Origin of the sequence: Curtobacterium sp. MCSS17_007 (assembly GCF_003234175.2) — a bacterium.
Lineage (GTDB): Bacteria > Actinomycetota > Actinomycetes > Actinomycetales > Microbacteriaceae > Curtobacterium.
This window is the reverse complement of the sequence record NZ_CP126257.1, coordinates 488,107-510,334: the sequence shown is the minus strand read 5'-3', so window position 1 is coordinate 510,334 and position 22,228 is coordinate 488,107. Positions and strand designations below refer to the sequence as shown.

Genomic DNA, 22,228 nt, shown 5'->3' with positions numbered 1-22,228 from the left:
CCTCGTGCTGCTTCGGTACTGGACGGTGCTGGTGGGGCTGGTCGTGCTGGCCGCGAGCGGCTCGGGATGGTCGTCGGGCACTACGCGACCGGGCGGATGACGGACGGCAGCATCACGTGGAGCTGGTCCGCGAGCTTGGCCTGGGCCTCCTCGAGCGTGGCGAAGTCGCCGACGACGAGACCGAAGGTGTCCGAGGCCACGTAGCGGCCGTCGCGCTTGTCGACGCTGCCGCCGAAGTAGCCGCCGTAGTTGGCGACCCACTCGCCGTCGTCCTCCTGCGTCCAGGTGGTCTTGGCGCGGGCGGCGCGGCCCGAGTGCTCAGCCTCGGCCTCGAGGATCGCGATGACGTCGACCGTGTCGGTGTCGAGGGTGACCTCGCGGGTGTCGGTGGTGACCGTGGTGCTCATGTCGCTCTCCTTCGCGATCCGGGGTACATCGTGCGTTGGGACAACCGTACGAGAACGTCCCCCGGAACCGCCAGCGATGCCCGCCCATTCACGGTTTCCGTGCATCCCAATCGGGGTACAGCCCCGGATTTCCGGGCGTGGGGGACACAACAACGGGGTACATCACCCCGATCGGGGTACTCGTTTCGTGGATGAACTGCCTGCCGGTCGGATCGCGCGGCCGTCGGGCCGCCGCCGTCGACCGGGAGGCGCGGCACAGTACGGTCGGTTCCCGTGACCGCTGCGCGCCGGACGACCCTCGTGCGGATCGTGCTGTGCGTGGCCGTCGTGCTCGGGGTCGCCCTCCTGCTCGTGCCCGGCGCCTCGCAGACACTGCGGACGGTCGCCGCCGGGGTGGCCGGCGCGCTGCGCGCGCTCGGCCACGGCACGCTCGCCGTGGACGAGCGGTTCGCGCTGGCGATGGCGGTGTCCGCGGTGACCGCCCCGCTGCCGCTGCTGCTGGCGGGGGCGAGCCGCGCCTCCAGGCCGGACCGGGTGCTGCGACGCGCTGTCGTGAGCGGCGTGGTCGTCCTGGTGTTCGCCGCCCTCGCGGCGGCGCACGCCGATGCACGGGTCGACCGCTTCCGGTCCGTCCTCGTCGCCGGGCTCGTCGGCGTCGCGATCGGCGCCCTCGTCGACGCGGCCGTGCACGCCCGCGAGCGGGCGGCACACGCCTCGGTGCGCAGCAAGCGCGTCGCGTGGACAATCGCGGCCTGCTACGGCGTCGTGGTGGTCCTCGTGGCCACCGCGGGGTCTCCCGTCGACGGCGGCATCCGGCCGTGGCTCACGCGGGCCATCGCGGCCGGTCACCGACTCGGGGCACCGACGTGGCTCGGGTACGACGCGGTCGAGTTCACGGCGAACGTGGTGTTCTTCACGCCGTTCGGGTTCCTGGCCGTGCTGCTCCTGGGCGCACGGCGCTGGTGGGTCGGGATGCTCGGTGGCTTCGTCGTCAGCGTGTGCATCGAGACGGTGCAGGCACTGTTCCTGCCGGCGCGGTTCGCGTCGGTCGACGACGTGCTCGCGAACACGTCCGGTGCAGTGCTCGGCGTGCTGGTGGGCATCGTGGTGCTCGGTCGGGTGCGGGCGAGTGCGGCTGACGGACAGTGAGCCGGTCCCACGTGAAGATCTGCAGACGTTCATGCCGTTCCGCCGGAACGGGACCTACGGTCAGCACATGGACCCGAACCCGGATCGGAAGCAACCCCGCCCCTACCGACCACCGTCGATGTTCCCCTGGTGGCTGTGGATCGTCGCGCCCGTCGCGGTGGTCGCCGTCGTCGCGATCGCGCTGATCGTCACCTGACCCGTACCGCTTCCCCGCTCACGACGCGACGAGGCCCCCGGCACCGAAGTGCCGGGGGCCTCGTTCAGTCGAGCTGAGCTCAGGCGGCGTCGTGCTGACGACGGACCGACTTGCGGACGACCAGGAGGCCACCACCGAGGACGATGGCGCCGCCGGCAGCCCAAAGGCCGAGCGTCGAGATGGTGCCACCCGTGAAGGCGAGCTGACCGGGGGTGCCGGAGTTGCCGGTCGAGCCGACGGTGCCCGCCGTGTCAGCCGGGGCGATGGTGAAGTTGGCGAAGCCGGTGACACCCGAGGTCGCACCGGTCGCGGTCAGGTTGTAGGTACCCGAGCCACCGGCCGGGAACGTGACGCGCACGCTCAGCGAGCCGTCGGCGTTCGCGGTGTAGTCCTTCGAGACGGTCGTGGTCGGCAGGGCGCCGAGCGTGACCGCACCGGCACCGGTGACCTGGACGCGGACGGCCTCGCCGTTCTGGAAGGCACCCGGCGTGAAGGCCACGACAGCGGTGCCACCGGCGACGTAGTTGCCCGAGACCGAGACGTCAGAGTCCGGCGTGTAACCGGCAGCGTTGGCTGCGGTCGGGACGGCGACGAAAGCTGCGCCCGCGAGCAGGGCAGCGGCGATGAGCTTCTTCATAGAAGTGTTTCCCCTAGTGATCTGATCCGTCAGACCCTGACACCCAGAGCCCGTACACCGCTCGCAAGGCGCGTGCTGCACACAGTTGCGATGGCGAAGTTCCCTCAATCTAGCGGGAATCCCCAGGTTGTTGCCACCAGATCCGAAAGTTTCGATAGATGTAACGCAACGAGGACAGCGCTCGGGGCATCGCATTGCATCTGTGAACGCACGGCAGCGCTCCCCGCACCGCGCGCTATTCCCTGGTCAGGGGCACATTCCTGCTCACTTGAGGCGCACCTCTGCGCCGCTGTGCGTGCAGTGTGCAGCGATTCGGGGGCACTCAGGAGCGCCACGTGACCCCCGATCTGGGGACGCGGGGAAGTGCGTCTCTCGGAGCAACACGCTGGACGATCGCGAGGTCGCGATGGTCACAGGTCTATGGTTCGCGCTCAGCCTGCGGGGGTCGGGTTCGCGCAGTCGAACCGCAGTGGCAGGGCCTTCGTCTGCTCGACCCCCGGGGTCGAAATGGCATCGGTACTCGCCTTGGCGTACTTCGCCTCGCCCAGCCAGGCGACGCGGAAGGTCACGCTCTCCCCCGGAGCCAGGAGCGTCTGCAGCTGCGCGACCGGGTGGCCGTCGTCGGTCAGTGTCTGGACGCCCACCCCCTGACCGTCCTTCGACGCGCCGAGGAAGACCGCGTCCGTCGGCGCGTACACCGCGATGAGCGTCTTGATCTTGCCCGGCTCCGTGCCGAACGCGCCTCCGCCGGTGACGTACTCGGGCAGGCTCGTCGCGGCGTCCGCCGGCGCGGTGTTCGTGATCGTCACCTCGACGGCCGAGGTTGGGCGGCCGTCCTTCCGGCACACGGAGGACCCGACCGAGACCGTCTTCTCGAGGTAGTAGTCCATCTTCGAACCGGTGCCGTCGTTCAGGTAGACGCCGAACTGGCGGGTGTCCGGCGACACGGTCGGTAGCTCGCCGGCGAGCGCGGTGCCCGCGATGAGACGCTCTTCGCCCTCGTCCGCGCTCCAGAGCCGCAGGCGGTCCTCCCCCGCTGCCGTCGTCAACGCGGCGACGAACCGCTTCGCGTCGAAGCCACCGCTCGAGACCTTCTCGAAGACCGAGCTCGCGGCCGACGCGAAGAAGGCGTCCTGCACGGCGGGGTCCGGGTACCGGGCGTAGACGTCGCTCAGCAGCAGCCGCACCGCGTTGTCCGACGTGAGCGTGTCACCGGTCGGCAGTGACACCGGCCCGGTCGCCTGCAACAGGTAGCCCAGGGTCACCGGGTCCATCGCGAGGACGCCGTCGACTTCGGTACCCGTCTCGCGCTTCCACATCTCGCGGGCCAGTTCGGCGGACACGTCGAAGCGCGGCGTGAGCGTGACGTCCTGCATGTACCGGCCGGTGATGTCGCCGTAGAGGCCCTTGGTGCCGTCGTCGAGTGGCAGGACCGACTCCGGGTACGGGCCGAACGAACCACCTGACCGTTGCTCCTGCAGGGAGATCCCACCGTCCTGCACGTTCAGCAGCGCCACGGCACCGGGGATCCCACCGCCGGCGCGGAGCTCGGCGTTGTTCTGGAACAGCAGCAGGTAGCGGCGGTCGCCGTCCGCTCCGAGCATCGCCGGGGCGAGCTGGACGACACGGTTCGCCACGTCGACCTGTCCCTCGACCGACTGCAGCGCGTTCCGCAGCTGGTTGACCGCCGAGGTCACCGGCGAGAGCGTGCCGCTGACGTCGATCGCGTCGGCGTCCTTCGACGCCTTGTCGATCGTCGTCGCCGCCTGCTGCACCGGCCCCTGCGCCTTGACGAGCGGACCGAGATCGACCTTGCCGTCCTTCGGCGCGAAGGAGTCCGAACCGAGTTCACCGACGACGCCGGAGACCGGCGCGACCGCCCCGGTCGCGACGTCGTCCACGATCGCGGCGACCTGCCGCACGGCACGCAGGTTCGTCCCGAAGAACGGGACGTGCTCGGACGTCGCCCAGACCGGGTCGCCCGTCAGCGACCGGGCTGCCGACGCCTCGTCCTCGAGCTTCGCCGCCGTCGGCTGCGCGCCGGACGTGTCCCCGCTGCCCAACTGCGAGCGAAGGGTACTGACGTCGGAAACCGCTCGCTCGAGGTGGCCCTTGGCCAGAGCGCCGCGGACCCCCACCCACGCGACGGCGAGGATCAGCAGAAGGACGACGGCGAGGACGATCCACAGCACGGTCCGGGCCCTGTTCCCCCGGCGTACAGCAGCGCGTCGCGACTCGGGCTGGTCGGACATGCGGCAATCCTAGGGGTTCCTCATGTCCGACCTCGATCACTGGCGGATCGAGTCGCTGTGCTCGTGGAACCAGTCGATCGTGCTGCGCAACCCGTCCTCGAGCCCGATCTGTGCGCTCCACCCCGCCTCGGCGAGCTTCGACACATCGAGCAGCTTCTGCGGGGTTCCGTCCGGCTTCGACGTGTCCCACACGGTCTCCCCCTCGAATCCGACGACCTTCGCGATGGTCTCCGCGATCTCATGGATGGTCACGTCGGAACCGGTCCCGACGTTGACCTGGCCGGGACCGTCGTAGTGCTCGATGAGGTGGAACACAGCAGCAGCCATGTCGTCGACGTGCAGGAACTCACGCCGAGGCGTCCCCGTTCCCCAGTTCTCGACACGGTCGACGCCGTTCTTCACCGCCTCGTCGTACCGACGGATGCGCGCCGGCAGGACGTGCGAGCCCGTCGGCGAGAATGCGAGTGGATGGTCAGGGCGAGCAGGATGCTGATCGCGCGTAGAACGTCGAGCTGCGGGGGAGCCCTGGTAACCGATACTTCTTGAACGTGGTCATTGCGTGAGCTGGCTCGCGAGGCGAAGTTGCAGCGTGGGCTGGGTCGCGGTGGGCTTCGGCAGGAGCGTGAGCCCGAGAAGCACGGTCAGGAGGAACATCGTCTTCGGTTCCCCGTAAATGGTCGTGTTGTCGGCCATGCCGTGTACGAACACCCAGACGACGCCGCAAAGCGCGTAGACGATCACGCGCCGTTCCTGCAGATCCTCGGTGGCGAAGGTGGAGCGCAATCCTCCAATGACGCAAACGAGGATGACGGCGACGACCGCGGCTGCGCCGAGTATGCCGGTGTTCGACCATCCCGCGATGATGAGGTTGTGCGGCGGGAAGGAGCTGCCCGTATAACGCAGGGCGTACTCCTGGAACCCTTCCCACCCAACGCCGAGAAACGGATGCTCGAGGAACAGCCGCCCGGCCAGGTCCCACAGGCCACCACGTGTCCCGAGGGCGACGTCCCCGCGGGCGGTGAACGACGGGAACAGGGCGGTGACGACCGTTGGTGCGGCGATGGAGGCCGCGGCGACGACAAGCAGGGCGGGGAGGATGAACGATCGGCCGCGGGCGCGCGCGACGTGGATCAATGCCCAGGCGATGAGGGGCATGAGGATCGCGAGGACGATACCGGTTTTGGAGCCGGTCGCGACGACCGCACCGAGGGTGGCGATCGCGAGCAACCCGAGCGCGCGGCTGTGGGTGCGTCGGGCGAGGATCGCTATGAAGAAACAGGCAACGCCGAGGAACATGGATGCGACATTGCCGTTGACAAATAGGCCGCCGGCCTTCGCCGGGTCAAGGACGTTGTTGCGTTCGCCGGCGAAGAGTGCGGGCGCAGCTGGGCCGATGAGAAGTTCCGCGGCTTGAGAGCGCAAGAAGGTGTTTTCGAGCGCAGGCAGCGCGCGGAAGACCACCGTGAGGATGGCTTCAAAGAAAATCCACGGGAGGGTCCATGCCATCGCGATGCTGAGGTGGCGCGGGTTCTGCCGCTCGGCCCAGACGTAGCGGAGCATGCACGCCCAGGTGGCGTAGTAGACGAGGATGTTCGTCGCGCTGCTGGGGTGCGGCGGCACGATCAACGCGACCGCGGTGAGAGCGGCCAGGACGCCGACGGGGATCGTGATGCCGCGGTTCCCGATGCGCAGGTCCCGGTCGAAGAAAGACGCGGCGAGGAGAAACACGGCGTACGCCTGCGCCAGTGGGACCGGGATCCCTGGCACGTAGAACTGAGGGATCGCGAGGAACGCGAGGATGTACAGCCGGCTGTGCCGACGGAGCGTCAGCGTGAAGCCGGCAAGAGTGAGCGCAAGGAGCGCTGCGGCGACGAGCGCGAAATGATCCACCGTGCCCCCTTCAACGTCGTGAGGTTAGCGGACGCTTCCTCATCTCAGCAACGCGGCCCCGCTGACAGTCGGTCGCCGGACCCGGCGCTGAGGCGCTCGCACCAGCCTGTGCAGTCGGAAGTAAGCCGTCCGGCAACGCGGAGTCCGCGAGCGACAGCTTCCGGCACGACCAGTAGGTTTGCCACTCGTCCGCCACTCAGGAATGTCCGCTCGCCCCGTTGGGTGAAGCAGAGCAAGACTAGTGATTTCGGTCGACGGGCACACCCCACCGACCCGCGGCCACTTCACCCCCTGCAGTCCCGAACACGAACGCCACGATCTGGCGCGCAAGAACTGCCATCCCCTCCAGTCCGGCGCTTGCTCCGCGGAAGCGCTCGACCTCCGCCTTCCGCCGACAACCGAACCAGGGTCAGGAGTAGCTGGGCATAAACAGAGGCGCTCGTGAGAACACGTTTTGCGAGGATCGTATCCGAGGCCGCTCCCTGCGACGTCCAAGCGTGTGCGAGGCGCAGGAAAACCGATTATCCACCAGCGCTCATCCTGCGCATTCCACGTGCGGCCAAGACCAAGTAGCACAGCGCGATCAGCGTAGCGACCGACGCAATAACAGCCACGCCGCCAGTGACACCGAAGGTCCTGGACACACCCATGAATACAGGAATACCAGAAAGACTCACTGAAGCCATCACGGCATACGATGTCGCTACCATGCCAGCCGGCACAAGTACCACTTGCTGCAAAAGCTGCCCAAGAAAAAGCATAGCGATCGTAACGCCCACTAGGACACTGGCAGAGAAATCAGGATCGACCTTGCCGCGGTACAGCCCACGAATGAGCTCAGGTCCAATAAGCGCAAAGACGAGACAGCCAATAATGGCAGAGCAACAACCCGTCACGATGACAAGACGAAGTCGATGGAGGAGCGGCGCACCGTTCAGGCGCGACACGAAGCCCACCAGAGCCTGCGGGAACGCGCCAAGACCGTTATTTGCAGCCTTTTGTAGCTGGTCAAGAGCGGTGAAGGCGGACAATGCGGTCGGGTGAGCCAACGCGAAGAGCACGGGCGTGAGGGTGGTAAAAGCGGAGTTTGCAAAACGCGCCGCGGCGCCGGATATCTGCTCGCGCACGGGTTCCCTGGACACCGAGCCTGATGCAGGCCTAAGGGAGCGACCGCCCATGATGGTAAACCAATTCGCCACCAGCATGAGGACTCCGGACGCGACGATTGCAGCCCCGTAAAACCAGAATGGGGCCCCAAGGGAAAGAGCCAGGATGATGAGGAGGTAGTTTCCGCACCGAATCAACGCCTCGTTGCGCACGAGCAGCCACGGGGACCCAGTCCCCGCGAAATACCAGGCCGCCGTGAACCCATTCAGCGAGATCCCCACGGCAACGAGAACCGTGGTCAGCATATACGGACCGCTCGCCGTCAATAGGCCCGCCAAGACCACCACCGGGAGCAGCGCGCAGACAAACACTAGCGCGCGGCTTCGAAGGCTCTGCCAGTAAATGGCTCTGCGATCTCCAGCGTTTGCGCGCGCCACTCGATGAGGTCCGGTGATCGGCCAACTGAGCCCAATGACGACACCTGCATAGGCGCCGATCGCCGTTCCCACAGAGATCGAGGACCAGCCGAGTGGACCAAAGCGGTGAGCGACCAACGGAAGGAGAACGACCGAGGATGCAAGCGAAAGCGCCGGAACCACACCGAACCCGAGGAATCGTCCCCCCGCAGAACGCCATCGCGACGACCTCACCACCGTTCGATCGTCTCTAGCATTTCTCGAGTCCGACCCTCGTAAGTGAATCGTGCTGCGACGCGGACCCGATCACCGAACGAGGCACCTTCTCCTTCGAGAGTTCGTTTGATTGCAGAAACAAAATCGTCAACAGTTCGAGCCACCATGAGCACCTCTGAAAATTGCCGGAGCGCCGGAAGATCTGACGCGACGACGGGCACCCCGGCGGCCAGGTACTCGAAGAATTTCATGGGGAACATGGACTCTGTGTAGCGATTGAGAGGAGCCGGGATCATCGCGACATCAAAATTGGCCATGACCGAAGGCACCTCCTCGAGTGCCACCGACCCCCGCAAATGAACATTGACGGGCAAAGCGAATGACGAGCTGGAAACTCCGGATTCTCCTTCGCCGACCGGACCGTACAACTCGAAAGTGGCATCGGGCAGAGCTAATGCCGCCTCGATGACCCATGATAGATTAAATTTATAGAGACTGATCGCCCCCAGGAAACCGACAGTGCGACCTCGCGGTCGAGCCGCGACGGCCGCCCTAGCCGTCTCGAACCGTGGAAAATCGACAACGTTCGTCTGCTCAAGAACGTTCAGCGCCCCCAGCGCCCGCACGCGCCTGGTGAGTTCTGGAGCAGTGGTGGCGACTCCTCTTGCGATCTCGACCAGCCGCCGCTCCCAGCCATCGATCAGATCTGCCGGCATGTCGGGCTGCGCAGCGATGTCGTCAACGCAATGGTAGATTACCTTGGTTCGGCCATGAGAATCGAGTGCACCCAGCGCGCCGAGAAGTAGCACGCCTGGCGGTGAGTACACCAGCACAAGCTCGGATCGGCCGACTCGAAGTCTCCAGGCCCATGCCTGAATAGCAAGCGCAACCTTATTCACCCGACGGACCCAACGGCGTCGCCAGTCTGGTAGAACCAAGGGAGACGCCACTAGGATATTCGGCTGTACTCGTCGTAGACCCTTGAGGGCGCCGATAAGACGCTTCAGCACGCGGGATCGGTCGCCGTCCACACGAGCAGTGATCGGCCGCAAGGCCAATGATTCTATGTAAAGAACCTGCCAGCCCATCGCTGCAAGAGTCCGCGCCACGTGCTGCTTGTTAGTTTGAATTGGATGATCCCAGTCCGCCGTGGAGATCACCGTCACGCGCGAGGTCTTGCTCATGCTCCTCGCGCCTTGTCGTACACGTTTTCCACAAGGGCCGCTTGTCGACGAACGTCGAATTGCTCTTCCACTTTCCGCCGTCCCCGCTCTGCAAGCTCGCCGATGCCGTCTCCATCGAGCGCATGCACCAGCGCTTCCGCAAGGGCACCGGCCGATCGTTCTGGAACCAGAAGACCGTCTTTTCCATTCGAAATTACCTCTGGTATGCCGCCGGTCTCGGAGGCGACCACTAAGCGACCAAGAGCCATCGCCTCAAGCGAGACCTGCCCGAGTCCCTCGGTACCTCCGTCTTCCACGCTGCGGGAAGGTAAACAAAGCACGCGTGCCCTCTCAATGAAGCCGATCGTTTGGGCATGCGGAAGCGCGCCATGAAATGTCACGACGTGCTGAAGACCGAGAGCTCGGGAGTGCGCCTCAAGGTGGCCTCGGAGTGGCCCGTCACCAACAATGTCCAGTGTCACGCTCGGCAATCGCTTCCGCACGAGGTCGAATGCAGACAACAGGTCCTCCGTGCCCTTGAAGTCCACGAGACGCGCAACGTGGACAATTCTGGGCTCCTCAGGTAAGGCAGTCGGTTTCAGCACCGAAGTGTCGATGCCCGTGGGAATTACCTGCACTCGCGCGGGATCGAGCCCGTGCTCTGCAGCACGCGACGCAAGAAACTTCGATACCGCGATGAATTGCACATCACCGTCGGCGAAGAGTTCCCGACGCCAAATGGAGTAGGCCAGCAAGGCCGGTTTGCCGGACCTGCGTAGTGCGCTATCGCTGAGAAGCACGTCGTAGCCGTGGAGAGTAACTACTAGCGGCAGCCGCCGTGCATGAGCTGCTTTACGCACGAAAGCACCTTCGACACCAAAGTGAGCGTGCAAAACGTCCACCTGTGCGTCCGCGAGGAAACCTCCGACCGCGCCGCGCAAGCCTGCACGGTACGCCAGAGACACGATAGGGTACGACGATCTGAAAGTCCGAATCTGCGACCGCTCCGATTGTACGTCGTCGCGAGACAACAGAACAGGGCGGTACCGCTGGAAGGCAAGCGCCTGTCCCTCGATGAACTGCTCGGAAAGTCGACCGTGCGTATGACGGAATACGCCGACAGAAAGATCGCTCATCAGCGCACCTCCACAACTGCCGCCATCGAATCTAGATACCTGCGAGCCGTATGTTCAATCGTGAATCGCGCCGGCAGGTGGGCGCTTTGAGGTGCTACGTCATGAACTGCACTGCGGAGCGCATCGCTACCACCCGAAAAACTGACCACCCCCTCCGGAAGGTCGGCCCCAAATGACTGTGCAACCGACTCGGACACCGCACACCGCACACCAAGACTTAGTGCTTCGAGGACGACTAATGGCAATCCCTCAATCCGCCTTGACGGCACTACAAGAACATCCAACTGGGCCAATCGGGAAAGTACCTCATCATGCGGGACCTTCCCGACGAAATGCACGTTAGGCCCCGCCAGGCGCCGGAGGTTCGCCTCCTCCGGACCATTCCCCAAAACCTGCAACTTCCAGTTTTGACCCTCCGCTGCCAGGAGCAGTCGATCGAGCCCCTTCTCGTGGTGGAGCCGACCAACGTAGCCGACTCGCAGGGACTGACCAGGAGAGCGAGCCGGGCGTTGTTGGGCCAAACCCCCTGCTACACCGTTCTCGATTACTTCAACACTTTGAACCCGAAGGGCCGTCGGCATGTTATTCATCGAACGAGCCACACGTTCACTCACAGCAATCGAGTGCGCGTACCGGCGATAATTTTGAGCGTCACTCATAAGTCCCAAGAGGTTCTTCGACGCCTTCAACCAGCTGAACGGCCTGCGAGAACGCAGCTTAGTCCGGAACTCATCAAAGGAGGTTCCGTGAGCCTGCAGTACCACGGGCGTAACCGATTGTCTTACGAGACGTCCGTGCGCTGCCCCGCTGACGCTGAGGATGATATCTGGCTCTAGCGCCCCTATAGCCCCGACCAACGATCGCCGCCATCGTCGCGAGTACCGGGCGGACGGGCCACATGTTTCTATCACTCGATAGGGCGCAGGCAAGGATCCGCCGGGTGTTGTCAGGCATACAACCTCATGTCCAGCCTTACTCCACCACACGGAAAGATCATGTGTGAGCTGCTCCATGCCGCCGGACCGGCGGTGCGCCACCGTCGATCGACAGACGACAACGATCCTCAACTTGCGCGGTCCCGGTCCAGCGAAGCCCCTGGGGACGATGGAAAATATGACAAAAGCTTCTCCACGAAGGCCGTTTCGTTGAACTTTCCAGCATGCGCTTTGATAGCGCCCCTGTCCCACTGTTTGGGGAAGTTTCTGATACTGGCAATCATCGTTGGAGCATCGATGCTTGCGAAGAACAAACCGGAGACGCCCTCGTCGAGGGAATCTACGAACCCCCCGCTCCTGACCAGCAGAGCTGGCGTACCGAAAGCGTTCGCTTCCAAAGGGCTCAATCCGAAGTCTTCACGGGCGATGCTCACGAGTGCCTGTGCATGGGCGTACAACCACCTGAGTCCAGCATCGGAAACGTCTCGGACTACTCGAACGTTCCCCGGCAGCGCAGCTGGCATCTCGCCGACAATGACAAGGTTTTGTTCCGGCATTCCCGCAAAGGCCTGGGCAATCTTCTCGATACCCTTATAACCGCGCCTCCTACCGACGGCTAGGAAATAGTTTGTCGGCAAGTCGGGTGCGGGGATCTCCTGAGGTCCCTCCGCATCGATCATCACCGGCGGGAACACTACATCAGCGTGTCGGCCGTAAGCCTCTTCGATACGTTTCTGCACCGATGTTGAATTGGCGAGGTAGGTATCGACGCCTCGGGCAGCATGCTGATCCCATAGGCGAAGAAGCGGTGCGACCGTTGCGAGTACCCAGCGGATCGGCAGCTTTCTGCCCAACAGATAGTCCTCGGTCTGATACAGCCATCGCGGGGGATTGTGACAGTAAACGACCTTCTTGGTCCCTCGCGCCACTCGGATCCCATGGGCCCACCCCGAGGAACTGATCAACACTCCTTCTGAGCGGACTTCGCGCCGAAGCATCCATGCGAACGGCAATGCGACAAGGGCGGCCTGAGGGTTCTTCCGAAAGATTGGTAGCCGGTTGAGGAAGGAGCTCCGCACATCCGCGCCGGCGAAATCAGGGAATGTCCCGTTTATGTTGAACAGGGCTGTGACGATGGGTGATTCCGGCATTGCCCGATGGAGTGCGAGCACAACACGCTCCGCTCCACCGCGTTGCGTTATGTAATCATGAGCGAGGGTGATAACCGACCTGTTCAATATGCTCCTCCACCACCTACGACAGCTCGTAGCGTCTTCCACAAGATGACGAGATCCGCCACAAGGGACCAATTTTCGACATAGAACAGATCCAAGCGAACTGAGTCCTCCCACGACAAATTGGAGCGCCCACTCACCTGCCATAGTCCGGTCATTCCCGGCTTCACCAGGAACCGACGGTGCACATGCTGGTCGTACCGCTCGACCTCGCGCGCGAGCGGCGGACGCGGCCCAACGAGGGACATGGTGCCGAGCAGCACGTTGAACAGCTGCGGCACCTCGTCCAGGCTGTACCGCCGCATGAACGCGCCGATGCGGGTGACGCGGGGGTCGTCCTTCATCTTGAACAGGACGGTGTTGCCCTCGGCCCGGTCGAGTGTGCTGAGCTCCTGCAGACGGGCCTCAGCATCGACGACCATGGAGCGGAACTTGATCATGTGGAAGGTCGAGCCGTTCAGGCCCACACGTTCCTGGCGGAAGAAGACCGGCCCGGTCGAGCCGGCCTTCACCAGGATCGCGAGCAGGATCAGCAGCGGCGACAGCACGACGATCAGCAGCGCCGATCCGACCAGGTCGAAGGCGCGCTTCGTGTAGAGCTTCCGACCGGAGTAGGTCGGCGTCTCAACGTGGATGAGTGGCAGGCCCTGAACCGGTCTGGTGTGGATGCGCGGGCCACCGATGTCGGTCAGGCTCGGCGCGACGACCAGGTGCTGCCGACCCGGTTCGAGCGACCAGCTCAGCTGTCGAACGCGCTCGGGCGGCAGGTCGTCCGAGCTGGTGATGACGACCGTGTCGGCCCCCGTGGTGCGCAGGGCGTCCGCGACGTCGTCGATGCCGCCGTAGCTCTCGATGGTCGAGCCGGGCAGCACGCCCCTCGTACCGCCCGACACCGCCGCGCCGACCACCCGGTACCCGGCTTCCGGCGACCGTGCCAGCTCGCGGCCGATGTGCAGCACGCTCGCGGTCGAACCCACGAGCAGCACCCGTGCGGAGTACCCGCCGTGCCTGCGCTCCGCGACGAGCCACTGGCGCCACATCCAGCGGGACAGCAGCAGGACGAGGATCCCGACCGGGAACGCGATGAGGACGTACCCGCGGGCCAGGTCGACCCGGAGCAGGTAGGCCGCGATGGCGATGAGCCCGAAGACGCGGACGCTGGAGTCCGCGACCAGCCGGTACTCCGTGCTGCCGACACCGATGACGCGCGGGCCCCGGGTGTCGTACACGGCCAGACCGATCATCCACACGGCGATGACGACCACGGAGATCGCGAAGTAGCTCAACCGCAGGTCGGCGGTGTTGGTCGCCAGGTCGGAACTGAAACCGAGCCAGGCGATCTGCACGCCGAAGACGACCCAGATCAACGCGAGCAGGTCGGTGAGCAGCACACGGCGCGAGTACCGGCGGCTCCACTCCAGCGTGCTCGCCGGAGTGGTCGCGGCGCGCTCGCCCTGCACGGTCACCAGGGCCTCCGGCTCACCACGTCTTGCCGCCGTCCGTGGAGACCACGACCGCGTCGCCCGCCCACATCCACACGGCCTGGCCGGCGCGGTCGATCGCGATCTGCCCCTCGGCCTGCACGTCGCTGCACCCGAGCGGCGTGGTCGGCGTCGCCGGCGTCACGTCGATCGCCGTCATGGTCTCGAACTGCACGCCCTCGCACTCCGGGCTCCCGACGCGGGCGAGCGTGTACGAGCTGCCGTCGACCGCGACACCGCGGACACCGCCGAGCGGCACGTCCACCCACGACCCCGTCCCGGTCCGCCACTCCACCTGGCCGTCACAGACGACGACGGCGGTGCTGCTCCCCTGGAACGCGTCGAGCGGCTGCGGGCACGGGTTCGCGACGGTGGTGCTGCCGAGGCGCACGCCGTCCGGCGTGATGCCGGCACCGGACGCGCCGGCGGCAGCGGCCTTCCACGTCGCTCCGTCATCGGTGGTCGTGCGCTCCGTCGGCTCGCAGGCGTCCCCGACGGCCTCGAGCAGCGACAGTCCGTCCGTGGTCGCGCGCATGCCCCACAGTGCCCGCACGTCGTCACCCAGGGTGACGGGCGTCCACGTCGCTCCCCCGTCGACGGTGTGTTCCAGCACCACCTGCGCGGCGGAACAGGCCGCACTGGAGGCGCGCCACGCCTCCAGACCGCTCACTGCGGACAGCAGGCGGCGGCTCTCCCCGTCTGCCTCGCCCTGTGCAGTGGCGCTCGGCGAGGGGGTTGCGGTCGCCGGCGGCGTCCCTTCGGGAGACGCCCCGAAGGTGGGGACCGGACGGGGTGTGCCGACGGCTTCCGGCGCGGTGCGGGCGAGCGCCATCGCGACGAGCACGACGTCGACGGCGACGAGGAGCACCACCACGACGGCGACGCCGACCAGGGTGTTCCGTTTCACGTTGTTGCCGAGGCCTCGGGCCCCCCGCCCTGCACGCATGTCGTCCCCCGGTCTCAGCGGTCGGCTCGGCGCAGCGTGCCGAGCTTGCCCCGCGCCTTCTTCGGCGCCTTGGTGGTCGGCTGGGTCGGCTCTGCCTCGTCCAGGCCGTACCCGTAGCCGTACCCGTAGCGGCCGTAGCCGTACGCGCCCGGGCCCTTGACCGGCATCATCGTGATGACGAAACCGGCGATCGGGGCGCCGACGTTCTCGAGCGACGCGACGGCGGCGGCGAGCTGGCCCTTGTGGGTCTTGCCCGACGCGACGGCGAGGATGGCGCCGGACGCCTTCTTCGACAGGATCGCGGCGTCGGTGACGGGCAGCAGCGGCGGGGCGTCGAACAGGACGTAGTCGAACTGCTGCTCGAGTGCGGTGATCAGGTCCTGCATGGCCTTCGAACCGAGGAGCTCCGACGGGTTCGGCGGGATCTGGCCGGCGGGCAGGACCACCAGGTTGCCGCGGCCCCAGGGCTGTGCGACGTCCTCGAGCGTGGCGCGGCCGATGAGCACGTCGGTCAGGCCGGCAGCGCTGTCGACCTCCATGTACTCGCCGACACGGGGGCGGCGGAGGTCGGCGTCGATGAGGATGACCTTGAATCCGGCGCTGTCGAGCGCGATGGCCAGGTTGGCGACGGTGGTGCTCTTGCCCTCGGACTGCATCGACGACGTCATCACGAAGGTGCGCGAGCCGGTGCCGAGGTCGAGGAACTGCAGGTTCGTCCGGAGGGTGCGGAACGACTCGGCGCGCGGGCTGCGCGGGTCGGCCTGCACGATGAGCGGCCGCTCCGAGGCCTTGCTGTCGAAGGCGATGCCGCCGACGACCGGCTTCTCACTGATCTTCTCGACGTCCTGCTCGGTCCGGACGCGGTTGTCGAGCGTCTCGCGCAGGACCGCGATGCCGACGCCGAGCGCCAGACCGACGAGCAGGCCGAGGGCGATGTTCACGGGGACGTTGGGGCTGACCGGCTTCAGCGGCACGTCGGCCTGCTTCACGCGGGTGAGCTTGACGGTGCTCGTGCCGTTCGCGTCGGTCGCCTCGATGTCCTGCACCACGTTCGTCAGGCTCTGCGAGGTGGCGTTGGCGATCTCGGTGGCCTGCACCGGGTCCGTGCCCTGCACGGTGATCGAGATGAGCGTGGTGCTCGTCGGTGCCGTCGCCGAGACCATCGTCGCGAGCTGGTCGGCGTTCATGTCGAGCCCGAGCGACGAGATGACCGGCAGGAGCACGATCGGCGTCTGCACCAGGTTCGAGTACGTCAGCACCCGCTGCTGCGTGAAGGTGTTGCCCTGCGCCAGGTCGCTCGCGCTGCCCGACGTCTCGGTCGAGACGAACACCTGTGCCGAGGCGGAGTAGACCGGCTTCTTCAGCAGGGAGAACCCTGCAGCCGCCGCGACGCCGACCAGGGCGAGCACGACGATGAGGACCCACCCCTTCCGCAGCACTGTGATGTAGTCGCGCAGTTCCACGCGGCCCGCCTTCCCCGATCCTGGCCGTTCCTGTGGTCCCGACACAGGTTCCGCAGGGGTTGTCCCAGCAGACGGCATTCAAATAGTGCCACACGGATGAGTCCTGCTCGGCTGTTTCCCCGATCCGCGCACCGGTTCCTCTACGCTCGGCCCATGACCTCCGAGCCGGAAGCGGCCCCCACCGAGCCCTCGACCGCCCGGCAACGCGACCTCGTCGCCCTGCTGATCGCCCTCGTCGTGGCGGTGGTGCTGGCTCGGATCGTGAGCACGCTGACGCTGCGCGGAGCCGTCCCCGGGCCGGTGCTGCAGGTGCTCGTCGGCAACGTCGCGGTGTGGGTGCCGCTCGTGTTCGGGATCACCTGGGTCGTCCGCCGCACGGGTCGTGACCTGTTCGGCCGGTTCCGCATCGAGCTCGGCGACCTGGTGTTCGCGCTCGGGATCGTCATCCTGACCCGGGTGTTCGACGCCGTGCTGGCGCTGTCGTTCACGGGGACGAGCGGCCTGCAGCCCGCACCGTCGCTCGGCGCCCCGGACGTCGGGCTGCTGCTCGTCTCGGCGGTCGGCATCGTGCTCGTCAGCCCCGTGCTCGAGGAGCTGTTCTTCCGCGGCCTGTTCCAGCGCCTGCTCGCCGCCGAGCTCACGCCGCGAACCCGTTGGCTCGCGGTGCTCGTGACCGCGTTCCTGTTCGCCCTGTCGCACCTGTTCCTGGGCTCGGCGACGACCTCGCTCGGAGGCGTGCAGGTGTTCCTGACGACGTTCGTGCTCGGGCTGCTGACCGGCACGCTGGTCGCTATGACGAACCGCATCGGGGGCGCGATCGTGGCGCACGTGCTGTTCAACGCGGTGGCGGTCGTCGCGACCTGGCCGCGCTGACCCGGGTCAGGTGATCGCCGGGCGGCCACGCCTCGATACGCGTAGGGCCACCGCGCCGACGACGCCGATGACGGCGGCGACGAGCAGCGGCACCAGGGTCGCGCCAGCCGGACCCATCGCCATCACGAAGACCGTCGCCCCGGCCGACACCATCTCCAGCGGGTACGGCAGGTACACGCGCGATCCCAGCGCGTACGACACCGCCGTGACGAGTGCCGCACCCGACCAGAGCACCGCGAGCGCGACCACCGCGGCGACGCACTGACCGATCGTGCGGAGCCCGGTCCACGCGATCGCCGCTCCGACCGCCACGGCCGGCAGCCAGCGCAGGACCGCGAGGACCGCGCCCGCGGCGTCACCGGCGGAGGAGACCGGCGGGACGACGAGCGCATCCGCCCAACCGCCGAGGGCGACGGCGCCGACGGCGAGCGCCGCGAGTGCGCCGGCGGGCGCGGCACGGGCGACGACCGCGGCCAGCACTGCTGCTGCCCCGACGCAGACGAGCGACCCGACGGTGAGCGCGACGACGTACAGCTGCGCGGCGCTGACGTCCGCTCCGGTGCCAGGGGTCCCGTCCATCCGCATGCCGGCACCCGTGACGACCGCGGTCTCCACGACCGCCAGGACCTGGAGCCCGATCAGCGCGCCGAGGGCGGCGAGCGATCCACTGCGGCCGATCACCGCTCGGGCCCGGAGCACCCGGACGACGATGCCGGCGACGACTCCCCCGACGAGCAGCAGTGACGCGATGCTCGTCACGGCGTACTGGCTGAAGGGCAGCAGCGCGATCGGCATGTCCGACGGGTCCGTGGTCGGGGTCGCCCACAGGTTCTGCAGCGGGAGGCGCATCCCGGTCACGATCCACGGGAGCAGGCCGACGACGGCGGCACCGACCCCCACCGCGAGTCCGACGGTGACCTGCTGAGCGCTGTGTCGTTCTCCCTGGTGCACCACGGCACCGTACCGATCGCGGAGCGCCGCACTCGCGCTCGTCGTCGCCAGTGGGTCCAGGGACACATCGATGGCCGAGACTCGGGACGCGCCGGGGTGCGGCGACGGTCTCGCGCCCGGCCGTGGTGAGGTGAACCCATGACCAGCGACCTCGTGCCGTGGTTGGTCGCCGGGGGGCTCGCGGTCGCCGTGGTCGTCCTGGTGATCGTCCTGCGGCGGACCCAGTCCTCCAGCCGTGCCGCCCTCTCCGACGCCGAGGTCCGGCTCGACCATCGCATCGGCACCCTCGAGCGGGAACACCGCGAGCAGACCGCAGCTGCCGAGGCCGAGCACGGCCGTCAGCTCGAAGGCGCTGAAGACGCCCGTCAGCAGGCCCTCGCCGAGGCCGAGGCCGGTCGCGCCCTCGCCCGGACGGGCATGCGGTGGGAGGAGGCCTCGCAACGCACGATCCTCGAGGTCTGCAAGGCTGCCGGCATCAACGGCGCGCTGCTGACCAACGTCGTGTTCGTGCCGGTGGCCCAGGGCGAGCGGGACCGTGACCGCAGCTACGCCGCCCAGCTCGACCACGTGCTCGTGTTCGAGTCCGGGCACGTGCTGGTCATCGAGAACAAGCGCTGGAACGGCATCGTCTTCGACGGCCGCAAGCCGAGCGCGGTGCACCACGCGTTCCGCAACCTGCTCGACGAGTCGTCGCTGACCGGGTCCTTCGCGATCCAGGTGCGCAGCCGCCGCGTGCTCGACTCCGCCGACGACGTCGAGCACTGGTGGCAGGTCCGTGTGCAGTCCGGCGGGAACGCCCCGACGCGGCAGGTCCGGCAGCAGGCCCGTCGCCTGCAGCGGTTCCTGGCGGACGAGGACGGCAACGGCCCGCAGTGGGTCGACTCGTGCGTGTTCTACTCCGGCGATGCCGCCGCGTACGTCAACGCCGAGGACCGCAGCACGAGCACGACCCCGACCGGGCGTTCGGCGACGACCGCCGTCGTGACGAACGACAACGAGCTGCGCGGTCTCGTCACGGACCTCGCACGCAAGCACGCCGTGCCGAACCGGGCCCGCACCGACGCCGTCGTGCGGCGGCTGGCCGGTCAGGGCGCGCACACGATCACCGTCGGGACCTACCGCCTGCCGGAGGCCTGAACCACCAGCGACTGCAGGCAGACGCGAGACGACGCCGCGACCACCCGTCAGGTGGCCGCGGCGTCGTCGTCCGGGCTCAGCGCAGTGTGCGCAGGGCGTCCGGGCTCAGCGCAGTGCGCGCAGGGCGTCCGCGATCGGCGTGAGGGCCGCAGCGATCTCGTCCGCGACCCGGACGTGCGTGTCCTCGGACCGGCGGTAGGGGTCGTCCACGTCGTCATCGGCCGGGTCGGCGGGCGGCGGCACGGTCCCCCGCAGTCGTGCGACCCGGTCGACCAGGTCCTGCGCGGTCTCGATGCCAGCCAGGTCACCGGGCTCGAGCCCGTCGAGCACCCGCGCGAACTGCTTGATCGTGAACGCCCGCTTGGCCGCCCGCGGTGCGAGCGACACCACGGCCGCACGGTGCGAGCGTTCCGCGGTGAGCACGAGGTCGGCCGACGCGGCGATCTGCTCGGTCAGGTAGCGAGAGCGGTGGGTCGAGGGCTCCCCGCCCAGGCGGGACGACTGCGCGGCAGCCGTCCCGTCCATCAGGGCGCCGTCGTCGGCGATGGTGCCGGCCGACTCGACCGTGAACGCCGGGGCGTCCGGGCCGAGCCGGGCTTCGAGCACCTGAGCGCCGAGGGGCGAGCGGCAGATGTTGCCGCTGCAGACGAACAGGATCCGCATCGTCAGGACGCCGCGCCGAGCAGGTCGTGGCGGACGACGATCGCGTCACGGCCCGGGCCGACACCGATCGCCGAGATCCGTGCACCGGACATCGCCTCGATCGCGAGCACGTAGTCCTGCGCGGTCTTCGGCAGGTCCTCGAACGAGCGGGCGCCGGTGATGTCCTCGGTCCAGCCGGGGAACTCCTCGTAGATCGGCTTCGCGTGGTGGAAGTCCGACTGGTTCACGGGGACCTCGTCCACACGCTCACCGTCGACCTCGTACGCCACGCAGACCGGGATGGTCTCGAGGCCGGTCAGCACGTCGAGCTTCGTCAGCACGAAGTCGGTCACGCCGTTGATGCGCGCCGTGTAGCGGGCGATCGGGGCGTCGTACCAGCCGCAACGACGCGGGCGGCCGGTCGTGGTGCCGAACTCGAAGCCGTTCGCACGGAGGAACTCCCCCGACTCGTCGAACAGCTCGGTCGGGAACGGGCCAGCACCGACGCGGGTCGTGTACGCCTTGACGATGCCGATGATGCGCTCGAGCTTGCCCGGGCCGATGCCCGAACCGGTCGCGGCGCCACCGGCGGTCGCCGACGACGAGGTCACGAACGGGTAGGTGCCGTGGTCGACGTCGAGCATGGTGGCCTGGCCGGCCTCGAACAGGACCGTGTCGCCACGCTCGAGTGCCCGGTGGATCTCGAGCGCGGTGTCGGCGACCATCGGGCGCAGGCGCTCGGCGAAGGACAGCAGCGACTCGACGACCTCGTCCGCGTCGATCGCGCGGCGGTTGAAGACCTTGACGAGCAGGTGGTTCTTCTGGTCGAGGGCGGCTTCGACCTTCTGCCGCAGGATGTTCTCGTCGAAGATGTCCTGGATGCGGATGCCGACGCGGTTGATCTTGTCGGCGTAGGTCGGGCCGATGCCGCGACCGGTGGTGCCGATCTGGCGCTTGCCGAGGAACCGCTCGGTCACCTTGTCGATGGTGCGGTGGTAGTGCGTGATGACGTGCGCGTTCGCGGACACCAGGAGCTTCGAGACGTCGACACCGCGGGCGCGGAGCGCGTCGAGCTCCTGGAACAGGACCTCGAGGTCGACGACGACGCCGTTGCCGATGATCGGGGTGACGCCGGGCGTGAGGATGCCGGACGGCAGCAGGTGCAGCGCGTACTTCTCGCCGCCGACGACGACGGTGTGACCGGCGTTGTTGCCGCCGTTGAACTTCACGACGTAGTCGATGCGGGACCCGAGGAGGTCGGTTGCCTTCCCCTTGCCCTCGTCACCCCACTGGGCACCGATGATGACTGCTGCGGGCATGGAGGTTCTCCTCACGTTGGCGGAGGACCGCACCGGCGGGCTGGGCCGGTGGTCCACCCGAGTCTATCGAGTGGACACCTCCACGCCACCTCCCTGTGGACGAGAGCGACCGGAACGGCGGACCTGGGAGCGCGTCCGGCACGGTCGGCGCACCGTCGTCGGTGTCAGATCCGACGAGCAAGGGAGCACCACATGAGTGACCTCGGTGACAAGGCCAAGGACTTCGCGGACAGCGACAAGGGCGAGCAGGCGACCGACGCCGGGCTCGGCAAGGCCGCGGATGCGGCCGACAAGGCGACCGGCGGTGGCCACGGCGACCAGGTCGACAAGGCCGAGCAGGCCGCCGACGACAAGATCGGGCAGTAGCCCGGACCACGAACGCGACGGGAGGCGCGGTGCCAGCCGGCACCGCGCCTCCCGTCCGTCTGTCGGTGACGTTCCGCGCTCAGGCGCGGAAGAAGTCCTGGTACGACGGGTCGCCGACCGGCTGGGCGTGACCCGGCTGCGCGAGTCGTTCCTCGACCATGGCCTGGAGTGCGTCGGGCGGGGTCAGCCCACGGCGCCGCCACTCCATCGGGTTGGCCCGGAGCTGCATCAGGGAGGTGTGGGATCGCATGCGACAACTCTTGCACCGATTGCCTAGTTCGCCTAACTACATGTCCTTTTGCCGCACTCGG

General features: G+C 67.2%; 21 protein-coding genes and 1 pseudogene. 5 read left to right on the top strand and 17 right to left on the bottom strand.

Features of this window, described 5'->3' with window-relative positions; all coding sequences use genetic code 11:
- Window positions 1-80: 80 nt before the first annotated feature.
- Window positions 81-407: a hypothetical protein gene (locus DEJ22_RS02485; protein WP_111226732.1), complete on the bottom strand. Its 327-nt coding sequence runs from the start codon at window positions 405-407 to the stop codon at window positions 81-83.
- A gap of 273 nt (window positions 408-680) precedes the next feature.
- Here DEJ22_RS02485 and DEJ22_RS02480 point away from each other — a divergent pair, with 273 nt between their 5' ends.
- Window positions 681-1,556, top strand: a complete 876-nt coding sequence (locus DEJ22_RS02480) for a VanZ family protein (protein WP_111226733.1) — start codon at window positions 681-683, stop codon at window positions 1,554-1,556.
- Window positions 1,557-1,623: 67 nt separating this feature from the next.
- The gene (locus tag DEJ22_RS02475; RefSeq protein WP_258379588.1) at window positions 1,624-1,752 is read left to right on the top strand and encodes a hypothetical protein; all 129 of its coding nucleotides are present in this window, start codon (window positions 1,624-1,626) and stop codon (window positions 1,750-1,752) included.
- A 79-nt stretch (window positions 1,753-1,831) separates the two neighbouring features.
- Here the strand turns inward: DEJ22_RS02475 and DEJ22_RS02470 are convergent, their stop codons facing one another.
- The 12 genes and pseudogenes from DEJ22_RS02470 to DEJ22_RS02420 form a co-directional block, all read right to left on the bottom strand.
- Entirely contained in the window at window positions 1,832-2,389 is a 558-nt protein-coding gene (locus DEJ22_RS02470; RefSeq protein WP_111226734.1) for a sortase, read from the bottom strand.
- Window positions 2,390-2,820: 431 nt separating this feature from the next.
- Window positions 2,821-4,641 carry a DUF4012 domain-containing protein gene (locus DEJ22_RS02465; RefSeq protein ID WP_146241721.1) on the bottom strand — a complete coding sequence of 607 codons (1,821 nt, stop codon included), beginning with the start codon at window positions 4,639-4,641 and terminating at the stop codon, window positions 2,821-2,823.
- Between the two features lie 36 nt (window positions 4,642-4,677).
- Window positions 4,678-5,100 (bottom strand): annotated as a pseudogene (locus tag DEJ22_RS02460) (NAD-dependent epimerase/dehydratase family protein); the annotation flags it as partial.
- Window positions 5,101-5,193: 93 nt separating this feature from the next.
- Window positions 5,194-6,531, bottom strand: a complete 1,338-nt coding sequence (locus DEJ22_RS02455; protein ID WP_111226736.1) for an O-antigen ligase family protein — start codon at window positions 6,529-6,531, stop codon at window positions 5,194-5,196.
- 521 nt (window positions 6,532-7,052) lie between these two features.
- On the bottom strand, window positions 7,053-7,919 hold the full coding sequence (locus tag DEJ22_RS02450; protein ID WP_284174774.1) for a hypothetical protein: 867 nt from the start codon (window positions 7,917-7,919) through the stop codon (window positions 7,053-7,055).
- 365 nt (window positions 7,920-8,284) lie between these two features.
- Entirely contained in the window at window positions 8,285-9,454 is a 1,170-nt protein-coding gene (locus DEJ22_RS02445; protein WP_111226738.1) for a glycosyltransferase, read from the bottom strand.
- Entirely contained in the window at window positions 9,451-10,569 is a 1,119-nt protein-coding gene (locus DEJ22_RS02440; protein WP_111226739.1) for a glycosyltransferase, read from the bottom strand. The genes DEJ22_RS02445 and DEJ22_RS02440 overlap by 4 nt, the downstream gene beginning before the upstream one ends.
- Window positions 10,569-11,582, bottom strand: a complete 1,014-nt coding sequence (locus DEJ22_RS15815) for a glycosyltransferase family 4 protein (RefSeq protein ID WP_146241723.1) — start codon at window positions 11,580-11,582, stop codon at window positions 10,569-10,571. Before DEJ22_RS15815 ends, DEJ22_RS02440 begins: the two co-directional genes overlap by 1 nt.
- 50 nt (window positions 11,583-11,632) lie before the next feature.
- Window positions 11,633-12,784, bottom strand: coding sequence for a glycosyltransferase (locus tag DEJ22_RS02435; RefSeq protein ID WP_284174773.1), 1,152 nt, complete (start codon window positions 12,782-12,784; stop codon window positions 11,633-11,635).
- Window positions 12,739-14,205, bottom strand: a complete 1,467-nt coding sequence (locus tag DEJ22_RS02430) for a sugar transferase (protein WP_258379590.1) — start codon at window positions 14,203-14,205, stop codon at window positions 12,739-12,741. Before DEJ22_RS02430 ends, DEJ22_RS02435 begins: the two co-directional genes overlap by 46 nt.
- Before the next feature lie 13 nt (window positions 14,206-14,218).
- Window positions 14,219-15,127 (bottom strand): beta propeller repeat protein, encoded by a 909-nt coding sequence (locus DEJ22_RS02425; RefSeq protein ID WP_111226743.1) that lies wholly within the window; start codon window positions 15,125-15,127, stop codon window positions 14,219-14,221.
- A gap of 53 nt (window positions 15,128-15,180) precedes the next feature.
- Window positions 15,181-16,629, bottom strand: coding sequence for a tyrosine-protein kinase domain-containing protein (locus DEJ22_RS02420; protein ID WP_111226744.1), 1,449 nt, complete (start codon window positions 16,627-16,629; stop codon window positions 15,181-15,183).
- Between the two features lie 153 nt (window positions 16,630-16,782).
- Here DEJ22_RS02420 and DEJ22_RS02415 point away from each other — a divergent pair, with 153 nt between their 5' ends.
- On the top strand, window positions 16,783-17,502 hold the full coding sequence (locus tag DEJ22_RS02415) for a CPBP family intramembrane glutamic endopeptidase (protein WP_181430725.1): 720 nt from the start codon (window positions 16,783-16,785) through the stop codon (window positions 17,500-17,502).
- A 6-nt stretch (window positions 17,503-17,508) separates the two neighbouring features.
- Here DEJ22_RS02415 and DEJ22_RS02410 read toward each other — a convergent pair whose 3' ends face one another.
- Window positions 17,509-18,453, bottom strand: coding sequence for a hypothetical protein (locus tag DEJ22_RS02410; RefSeq protein ID WP_181430726.1), 945 nt, complete (start codon window positions 18,451-18,453; stop codon window positions 17,509-17,511).
- A gap of 138 nt (window positions 18,454-18,591) precedes the next feature.
- Between DEJ22_RS02410 and DEJ22_RS02405 the strand changes: the two genes are divergently transcribed.
- Window positions 18,592-19,590, top strand: coding sequence for a nuclease-related domain-containing protein (locus tag DEJ22_RS02405; protein ID WP_111226746.1), 999 nt, complete (start codon window positions 18,592-18,594; stop codon window positions 19,588-19,590).
- A gap of 105 nt (window positions 19,591-19,695) precedes the next feature.
- On the opposite strand, the gene DEJ22_RS02400 is transcribed toward DEJ22_RS02405, so the two are convergent.
- On the bottom strand, window positions 19,696-20,253 hold the full coding sequence (locus DEJ22_RS02400; protein WP_111226747.1) for an arsenate reductase/protein-tyrosine-phosphatase family protein: 558 nt from the start codon (window positions 20,251-20,253) through the stop codon (window positions 19,696-19,698).
- 2 nt (window positions 20,254-20,255) lie between these two features.
- A complete protein-coding gene (locus DEJ22_RS02395; protein ID WP_058729829.1) occupies window positions 20,256-21,551 on the bottom strand; it encodes an adenylosuccinate synthase in 1,296 nt (431 codons plus the stop codon).
- Window positions 21,552-21,743: 192 nt separating this feature from the next.
- On the opposite strand from DEJ22_RS02395, the gene DEJ22_RS02390 reads away from it, so the two are divergent.
- Window positions 21,744-21,917, top strand: a complete 174-nt coding sequence (locus DEJ22_RS02390) for an Rv0909 family putative TA system antitoxin (RefSeq protein ID WP_111226748.1) — start codon at window positions 21,744-21,746, stop codon at window positions 21,915-21,917.
- 79 nt (window positions 21,918-21,996) lie between these two features.
- Here DEJ22_RS02390 and DEJ22_RS02385 read toward each other — a convergent pair whose 3' ends face one another.
- The gene (locus DEJ22_RS02385) at window positions 21,997-22,167 is read right to left on the bottom strand and encodes a hypothetical protein (protein ID WP_153257418.1); all 171 of its coding nucleotides are present in this window, start codon (window positions 22,165-22,167) and stop codon (window positions 21,997-21,999) included.
- Between the last annotated feature and the right edge of the window lie 61 nt (window positions 22,168-22,228).

Coding starts and splice junctions, on each gene's coding strand:
- DEJ22_RS02485 (WP_111226732.1), bottom strand. CDS start 407: ATGAGCACCACGGTCACCACCGACACCCGCGAGGTCACCCTCGACACC.
- DEJ22_RS02475 (WP_258379588.1), top strand. CDS start 1,624: ATGGACCCGAACCCGGATCGGAAGCAACCCCGCCCCTACCGACCACCG.
- DEJ22_RS02470 (WP_111226734.1), bottom strand. CDS start 2,389: ATGAAGAAGCTCATCGCCGCTGCCCTGCTCGCGGGCGCAGCTTTCGTC.
- DEJ22_RS02465 (WP_146241721.1), bottom strand. CDS start 4,641: ATGTCCGACCAGCCCGAGTCGCGACGCGCTGCTGTACGCCGGGGGAAC.
- DEJ22_RS02445 (WP_111226738.1), bottom strand. CDS start 9,454: ATGAGCAAGACCTCGCGCGTGACGGTGATCTCCACGGCGGACTGGGAT.
- DEJ22_RS02440 (WP_111226739.1), bottom strand. CDS start 10,569: ATGAGCGATCTTTCTGTCGGCGTATTCCGTCATACGCACGGTCGACTT.
- DEJ22_RS15815 (WP_146241723.1), bottom strand. CDS start 11,582: ATGGAGCAGCTCACACATGATCTTTCCGTGTGGTGGAGTAAGGCTGGA.
- DEJ22_RS02415 (WP_181430725.1), top strand. CDS start 16,783: ATGACCTCCGAGCCGGAAGCGGCCCCCACCGAGCCCTCGACCGCCCGG.
- DEJ22_RS02405 (WP_111226746.1), top strand. CDS start 18,592: ATGACCAGCGACCTCGTGCCGTGGTTGGTCGCCGGGGGGCTCGCGGTC.
- DEJ22_RS02400 (WP_111226747.1), bottom strand. CDS start 20,253: ATGCGGATCCTGTTCGTCTGCAGCGGCAACATCTGCCGCTCGCCCCTC.
- DEJ22_RS02395 (WP_058729829.1), bottom strand. CDS start 21,551: ATGCCCGCAGCAGTCATCATCGGTGCCCAGTGGGGTGACGAGGGCAAG.
- DEJ22_RS02390 (WP_111226748.1), top strand. CDS start 21,744: ATGAGTGACCTCGGTGACAAGGCCAAGGACTTCGCGGACAGCGACAAG.
- DEJ22_RS02385 (WP_153257418.1), bottom strand. CDS start 22,167: ATGCGATCCCACACCTCCCTGATGCAGCTCCGGGCCAACCCGATGGAG.